Below are 6,975 nucleotides of genomic sequence, written 5' to 3' on the forward strand. Positions count from 1 at the left end.
GTATAAGAGACAGCCTCAGAGGTGACCGGCCGCCGTCGACGTTTAACCAGGGTTCAGGAAGAGGCTACTCCCAGAGGATTTCGTCGTCCACCACGCCGTCCTCATCAGCGGCCACTACCAGCAGCTCGTCCGTGAAGTGCGAACCGAGGGTGAAGTCCAGCACGAAGTACCTCTCGGGCTGGCCCGGGTAGATGGCCACGTGGCCGAGTTTCAGGGCTTTCAGGAAGACGTCATTGGTGAGCTGGCCCTTGTCGCTGACACCGAAGACCGATTCGAGTTGCTCTTCCTTTAGCTGTGAACTGTGGAAGTGCAGGAACTGTTGGGGGTTGGTGCCGTCCTGGTCGAGTTCGTCCGCGATCATCTCCCTGACCTGGTCCACGAGTTCGGGAAGGAAGCGCAATCTGTAGTCGACCTTTCGCATGGCGGCCTCATCGAAGTGATCGTGCGCGGTGACATTGAGGTCCAGCTCCAGCTGGCTACCGCCAAGTTCGTGTCTCGCTACGAAGCAATGTTCACGCCCGTGGTTAAGCTCGATCTCCCCAAAATGTTTGCTCGCTACCTTGCCCATGTGATCAATCTAACCCCATCAACCGGCGGGTTCCAGCACTTCGCGGCAATTCACCTCTGGAGCTTGTTGCCCTTGACAGGAGCGGATTTCAGGGGGTGAAGACCGCTCTTTCCCGAGGTGTCCCTGAGGGTGTCGGCAAGCAGTTGTGTGAACAACTGCACTTGGGCAGTCCTCTTCTCATTGATGAGAAGGGCGAACACGTTCCGCGCCAGCCGGATGTCAGGTACGTCGAGGACCACCACTCCGGGCGGCCGGTTCCGCAGCGCCAGTTCCGGTACCAGCGAGGCCCCCAATCCGGCGGCGGTCATCTCCAGGCTCGCGTGGAAGTCGTCGCTGTAGGCCACCACGCGGGGGTGCAGGTTGCAGCTGGCGAACAATCGCTCAATCACCAAGGCGTCACTGGTGCCGGGGTGGTGGACGATCCATGGCATGTCGGACAGATGCGCTGCCTCGATCTCGGCGTCCCCGCGGATTTTCCAGGATGCGGGCAATACCACCCGGAAGTCGTCGTCGCCAATCCACTGGCGTTCCAGCGAATGCGGCCAGGCGAGGCCGGACTGCCCCACCTGGTAGACCAAGGCCACGTCCAACTCGCCGCCGCTGCGCAGGCCTTGAATGGTTTGCGCAGGCTCAGCAACGGAGACGCGCAACTCAATGCCCAGTCCACTCCATCGTTCATTCCGCAGGATCTCCGGCAGGACATAGGTTGCGAGACTGGGGAAAATGCCCAACCTCAGCTCCTGCGCGGGGGAGTCGTTGGTCCTCGAAGCAGCTGCCATGAGGGCCTCGACGTCGGTCAGTACCTTCGAGGCGTGCCGGGTCATCGTCAATGCGGCCTCTGTTGGAACAACACTGCGGGCTGACCGCTGGAAGAGCTCGACGCCGGTATCGCGTTCCAGCGCAGCCATCTGTTGGGAGACTGCTGAAGCTGTGTAGCCGAGTTGGGCGGCAGCGGCTGCGAAGGAACCAAGCCGGGTGACCTCCATCAAGGTGCGGAGATGGAGAAGGTTGACCATCAGCCGATTTTAGCTGTTCGCCACGCCACATTTTCAAAGTGTCACGACACGCCGTATCCGGGCGACACGCTGGAGATTAAATGTGGCTAAGTAGTCCACAGGGTGTGGATGACATCTCTCAATCCGGCGGAATCACGGACATTTTGATGGCCTCCGCCTGTGGACGAGCGGTGGATTGAATGACATACTTGTAATACATCATCTTGGGGTTCCGGCGAGGCGCTTGCACTACATGTAGTATCGATTTACGGATTGAGCGGGAAACCAGCACAAGACTAAATAAGCGTGTTGGCTGCCACAGCAGCCCGCGGGCCGGTATCGGATTCAGAAACTAGTTCCGGTTGAGCCCGCCAGATACGAAGAGCGACAGACTTCAACTAAGGGGACAGGGATCATGACCGTTACGGTTTACACGAAGCCGGCCTGTGTTCAGTGCAACGCAACCTACCGTGCACTCGACAAGAAGGGCATTGCCTACCAGAGTGTCGACATCTCCCAGGATGCCGAGGCCCTTGAGCGCCTCAAGGCCTTGGGCTACATGCAGGCTCCGGTTGTCGTGACCGAGCAGGACCACTGGTCTGGTTTCCGCCCGGACAAGATCGAGGAACTGGCCCAGGCTGTTTCCTCCGTGGCCTAAGTTTCCATTCAAACTTCGCCACCACAGCACACTCAGAATTCCTATGTAGTCGAGGTGACTCCCATGGCACCGCTGGCAGCGGCAACCGTACGCGAAGCTGCGGAAGCTGTCACCACCAGGAGTCACCTCATCTACTTTTCCTCGACCTCCGAGAACACCAAACGATTCGTCCAAAAATTGGGCAGGGACGCGGCGCGCATCCCGCTCTATGCCCAGGATGCTCCGCTGCAGGCCCTCGAACCATTCGTCCTTGTACTGCCCACTTACGGCGGAACAAACGGCGAAGGTTCGGTGCCGAAACAGGTCATCAGGTTTTTGAATGATCCCCGGAACAGGAAACTGATCCGGGGTGTTATTGGAGCAGGGAACACCAATTTCGCGGATAACTACTGCGCAGCGGGGGACATCATCTCCGTTAAGTGCAAGGTGCCGCATCTTTACAAATTTGAACTCATGGGGACGCCGGAAGACGTTCAACGGGTCAACGAAGGGCTGGAAAAGTTTTGGACACAACTGTCGCAGAAACAGAAGTAACCGGGGGCGCTGTGGACACGGTCAAGAAGCCGCTGCCTGAGGCTTTCAAGGGCTTGGGTTATCACGAGCTCAACGCCATGCTGAACCTGTATGGCCCCAACGGTGAGATCCAGTTCGAAGCCGACCGTGAAGCTGCGCACCAGTACTTCCTGCAGCACGTGAACAACAACACGGTGTTCTTCCACGATCTGGAAGAGAAGCTCGACTACCTGGTGAAGAACCAGTACTACGAGCGCGAAACCCTCGACCAGTACACAATGAACTTCATCCGTGACCTCTTCAACCGCGCGTACAAGAAGAAGTTCCGCTTCGAGACCTTCCTCGGCGCCTTCAAGTTCTACACGTCCTACACGCTGAAGACTTTTGACGGCAAGCGTTTCCTCGAGCGCTACGAAGACCGGGTCTGCATGGTTGCCCTGCACCTGGCCCGCGGCAACGAAGACCTGGCCAACCGCCTCGTCGACGAAATCATTGACGGCCGCTTCCAGCCGGCCACTCCCACGTTCCTCAATGCCGGCAAGGCACAGCGCGGCGAGCTCGTCTCCTGCTTCCTGCTCCGCATCGAAGACAACATGGAGTCGATTGCCCGCGCCATCAACTCCGCGCTCCAGCTCTCCAAGCGTGGCGGCGGCGTAGCTCTTTCCCTCACCAACATCCGAGAGCACGGCGCACCGATCAAGCAGATCGAAAACCAGTCCTCCGGCGTCATTCCCGTAATGAAGCTTCTCGAAGACAGCTTCTCCTACGCCAACCAGCTCGGTGCCCGCCAGGGTGCAGGTGCTGTGTACCTGCACGCCCACCACCCGGACATCCACCGCTTCCTGGACACCAAGCGCGAGAACGCTGACGAGAAGATCCGCATCAAGACGCTCTCCTTGGGCGTTGTGGTTCCGGACATCACGTTCGAGCTCGCCAAGAAGAACGAGGACATGTACCTCTTCTCCCCGTACGACGTGGAGAAGGTCTACGGAGTTCCGTTCTCCGATATTTCGGTGACTGAGAAGTACTACGAGATGGTTGACGATTCCCGGATCAAGAAGACCAAGATCAGCGCCCGCGAGTTCTTCCAGACCCTCGCGGAGATCCAGTTCGAGTCCGGTTACCCGTACATCATGTTCGAGGACACCGTGAACCGGGCCAACCCGATCGACGGCAAGATCACCATGAGCAACCTGTGCTCGGAGATCCTGCAGGTTTCCTCGCCGTCCATTTACGCCGAGGACCTGAGCTACGAGACCGTGGGTAAGGACATTTCCTGCAACCTCGGTTCCATGAACATTGCCAAGACCATGGACTCGCCGGACTTTGGTCTCTCCATTGAGACGTCCATCCGAGCCCTCAGCGCTGTTTCGGACATGTCCTACATCAACTCGGTGCCGTCAATTGCCCAGGGCAACGCCCAGAGCCACGCGATTGGCCTGGGCCAGATGAACCTCCACGGTTACCTTGCCCGCGAGCACGTCCACTACGGTTCCGAAGAGGGCCTGGACTTCACCAACATCTACTTCTACACGGTGCTGTTCCACGCTCTGCGCGCCTCCAATCGCCTGGCCATCGAGACCGGCCAGAAGTTCGGCGGCTTCGAGAAGTCCACCTACGCGTCCGGTGAGTTCTTCGACAAGTACACCGATCAGGAATGGGTTCCGGAGACCGAGCGCGTTCGCGAGCTCTTCGCCGGCCACCACATCCCTACCCAGGATGACTGGCGCGAGCTGAAGGCTTCGGTCATGGAGCACGGCATCTACAACCAGAACCTGCAGGCCGTGCCGCCTACCGGTTCCATCAGCTACATCAACAACTCCACATCCTCAATCCACCCGGTCGCCGCCAAGATCGAAATCCGCAAGGAAGGCAAGATCGGCCGCGTTTACTACCCGGCTCCGTACCTGACCAACGACAACCTGGAGTACTACCAGGATGCCTACGAAATCGGCTACGAGAAGATCATCGACACCTACGCCGCTGCCACGCAGCACGTGGACCAGGGCCTGTCCCTGACGCTGTTCTTCAAGGACACCGCCACCACGCGCGACATCAACAAGGCGCAGATCTACGCATGGCGCAAGGGCATCAAGACTCTCTACTACATCCGTCTCCGCCAGATGGCCCTCGAAGGGACCGAGGTTGAGGGCTGCGTAAGCTGCGCACTCTAATCAACTTAAATCGGTTGATTCCTTGCGGCGGGTGCCGCGCTGAAAACTAAAGATTACGACGGCGGGCTACCTCCCGCCGTCGTAGGCTTATCTCAAGAAAATTATCGCTTTAAGGGGATGAAATGACCGAAAAGGTCAAGCTGCTGACACACGTCGAGGCCATCAACTGGAACAAGATCCAGGACGACAAGGACGTGGAAGTCTGGAACCGCCTGGTCAATAACTTCTGGCTCCCGGAGAAGGTGCCGCTGTCCAACGACGTCCAGTCGTGGCACACACTGACGCCGGATGAGCAGCAGCTCACCATGCGCGTGTTCACCGGCCTCACGCTCTTGGACACCATCCAGGGCACCGTCGGCGCCGTTTCGCTGATTCCGGACGCGATCACCCCCCACGAAGAAGCTGTGTACACCAACATCGCCTTCATGGAGTCGGTGCACGCCAAGTCCTACTCGTCCATCTTCTCCACCCTGTGCTCCACCAAGGAGATTGACGACGCCTTCCGCTGGTCCCTCGAAAACGAGAACCTGCAGAAGAAGGCCCAGATCGTCATGGACTACTACCAGGGCGACGATCCCCTGAAGCGTAAGGTTGCCTCCACGCTGTTGGAGAGCTTCCTGTTCTACTCGGGCTTCTACCTGCCCATGTACTGGTCCTCGCGAGCCAAGCTCACGAACACGGCCGACCTCATTCGCCTCATCATCCGCGACGAGGCCGTGCACGGTTACTACATCGGCTACAAGTTCCAGAAGGGCTTGGAGAAGGTTTCCGAGGCCCGTAAGCAGGAAATCAAGGACTACACCTTCGAGCTCCTCTTCGAGCTGTACGAAAACGAAGTCCAGTACACGCACGACCTCTACGACGGTGTCGGCCTGGCCGAGGACGTCAAGAAGTTCCTGCACTACAACGCCAACAAGGCCCTCATGAACCTCGGCTACGAGGCCATGTTCCCGGCTTCCGTCACGGATGTGAACCCGGCCATCTTGTCGGCCCTGTCCCCGAACGCTGACGAGAACCACGACTTCTTCTCCGGCTCGGGCTCCTCCTACGTGATCGGCAAGGCCGTCAACACGGAGGATGAGGACTGGGAGTTCTAAGTCGCCAATGAGTCGACCACCAGGAGGCGGGCAGCGAGCAATCGCTGTCCGCCTTTCTTATATCTGATCACGTTCTGGAGGGGCGGTGTCCGGGTAGGGGTGGGGCCTTTGAGTGGTAGCTGTGTCCGGTGGGGGTGGTGATTTCGAGGGTGTGCTTATCGCCCTGGATGGTTCGGGTGGTCCAGCCGGGGTTTTCCTTGGTGTGGTTGCAGGCCTCGCATAGTCCTGCGCCGTTGGCGGGGTTTGTTTTCCCGCCGGAGCGCCACGGGACCACGTGGTCGATATGCCGGATGGGCGCGTCGCAGTACGGTGTCCGGCAGGTATGGTCGCGGGTTTCGATCATACGCCGGACCCGGCCGGTGAAGAGCCGGGCTTTTGAGTCAGTGGCAAGGAGTTCTCCGGTGCCCGGGGCGGTGTAGAGCCGGCGAAGCCAAACAGCGAACTCTTTATCCGGCGTTGTCGCATGTTCTTGGCCGGGTTGGCCGGGTTGCCCTGGTGTGGAGGCTGGGTTCGCACCGGCCGGCCACGGGGTTGCGGCTTGTCCGGGGCTTGGGGTGTGTCCCAGGGCTACGAGTTCCCTTCCCCATTCGGCCGGGACGATTCCGTAGCCTTGGAGCCGTGCTGGTTCGCTGTCGCCTTGGAAAAGGGTGCGGTCGGTCATGACCAGGTCCAGGTTGATCCCCGAAATCCCGCCCGGTGTGCCCGTGATGCGTTCGACGAGGGTGTCGGCCATGACCTGGCCACGGGTCGGGACACCCCCGCCAGGCCCAGCACCCCGGCGAGAGGTTGCATCGCCGTGGGAGCGGGCCGAATCGGCCGCCCGGCACAACGCCGCGTAGACCGCCACTCCCTGGGCCACGGGAAGCAGGGCGGTCAGATAGGTCATGGTGTCCGGCGCCGGACGCAGGCTCACGGTCCGTTCAGCGGCGGCACGGCTGGCACGCCCCACCACCGAGCGAGGATCACGCCG

7 protein-coding genes are annotated in these 6,975 nt (G+C 59.8%); 4 read left to right on the forward strand and 3 right to left on the reverse strand.

Annotation, left to right across the window (positions count from 1 at the left end; translation table 11 throughout):
* Window positions 1–64 precede the first annotated feature (64 nt).
* Both ACLRGI_RS18045 and ACLRGI_RS18050 read right to left on the reverse strand, forming a co-directional pair.
* Complete coding sequence (locus tag ACLRGI_RS18045; RefSeq protein ID WP_419202925.1) at window positions 65–568, reverse strand: DUF2004 domain-containing protein; 504 nt, start codon at window positions 566–568, stop codon at window positions 65–67.
* Window positions 569–618: 50 nt separating this feature from the next.
* A complete protein-coding gene (locus tag ACLRGI_RS18050; protein ID WP_419202926.1) occupies window positions 619–1,584 on the reverse strand; it encodes a LysR family transcriptional regulator in 966 nt (321 codons plus the stop codon).
* A 394-nt stretch (window positions 1,585–1,978) separates the two neighbouring features.
* On the opposite strand from ACLRGI_RS18050, the gene nrdH reads away from it, so the two are divergent.
* From nrdH to nrdF, 4 genes are all read left to right on the forward strand, one after another.
* Window positions 1,979–2,221: a glutaredoxin-like protein NrdH gene (nrdH, locus tag ACLRGI_RS18055; RefSeq protein WP_011775022.1), complete on the forward strand. Its 243-nt coding sequence runs from the start codon at window positions 1,979–1,981 to the stop codon at window positions 2,219–2,221.
* 63 nt (window positions 2,222–2,284) lie between these two features.
* On the forward strand, window positions 2,285–2,755 hold the full coding sequence (gene nrdI, locus ACLRGI_RS18060) for a class Ib ribonucleoside-diphosphate reductase assembly flavoprotein NrdI (RefSeq protein ID WP_017200557.1): 471 nt from the start codon (window positions 2,285–2,287) through the stop codon (window positions 2,753–2,755).
* An 11-nt stretch (window positions 2,756–2,766) separates the two neighbouring features.
* Window positions 2,767–4,908 carry a class 1b ribonucleoside-diphosphate reductase subunit alpha gene (gene nrdE, locus ACLRGI_RS18065; RefSeq protein ID WP_419202973.1) on the forward strand — a complete coding sequence of 714 codons (2,142 nt, stop codon included), beginning with the start codon at window positions 2,767–2,769 and terminating at the stop codon, window positions 4,906–4,908.
* Window positions 4,909–5,030: 122 nt separating this feature from the next.
* A complete protein-coding gene (nrdF, locus tag ACLRGI_RS18070; RefSeq protein ID WP_011775019.1) occupies window positions 5,031–6,005 on the forward strand; it encodes a class 1b ribonucleoside-diphosphate reductase subunit beta in 975 nt (324 codons plus the stop codon).
* 67 nt (window positions 6,006–6,072) lie between these two features.
* Here nrdF and ACLRGI_RS18075 read toward each other — a convergent pair.
* On the reverse strand, window positions 6,073–6,975 hold a 903-nt coding region (locus ACLRGI_RS18075), incomplete at its 5' end, for an HNH endonuclease (protein WP_419202927.1).

Origin of the sequence: Paenarthrobacter sp. PPS72, from assembly GCF_048537125.1 — a bacterium.
GTDB classification, from domain to species: domain Bacteria; phylum Actinomycetota; class Actinomycetes; order Actinomycetales; family Micrococcaceae; genus Arthrobacter; species Arthrobacter nitroguajacolicus_E.

Excerpts from the sequence above, each read along its gene's own strand:
- ACLRGI_RS18045 (WP_419202925.1), bottom strand. The coding sequence starts at position 568 with ATGGGCAAGGTAGCGAGCAAACATTTTGGGGAGATCGAGCTTAACCAC.
- ACLRGI_RS18050 (WP_419202926.1), bottom strand. The coding sequence starts at position 1,584 with ATGGTCAACCTTCTCCATCTCCGCACCTTGATGGAGGTCACCCGGCTT.
- nrdH (WP_011775022.1), top strand. The coding sequence starts at position 1,979 with ATGACCGTTACGGTTTACACGAAGCCGGCCTGTGTTCAGTGCAACGCA.
- nrdI (WP_017200557.1), top strand. The coding sequence starts at position 2,285 with ATGGCACCGCTGGCAGCGGCAACCGTACGCGAAGCTGCGGAAGCTGTC.
- nrdF (WP_011775019.1), top strand. The coding sequence starts at position 5,031 with ATGACCGAAAAGGTCAAGCTGCTGACACACGTCGAGGCCATCAACTGG.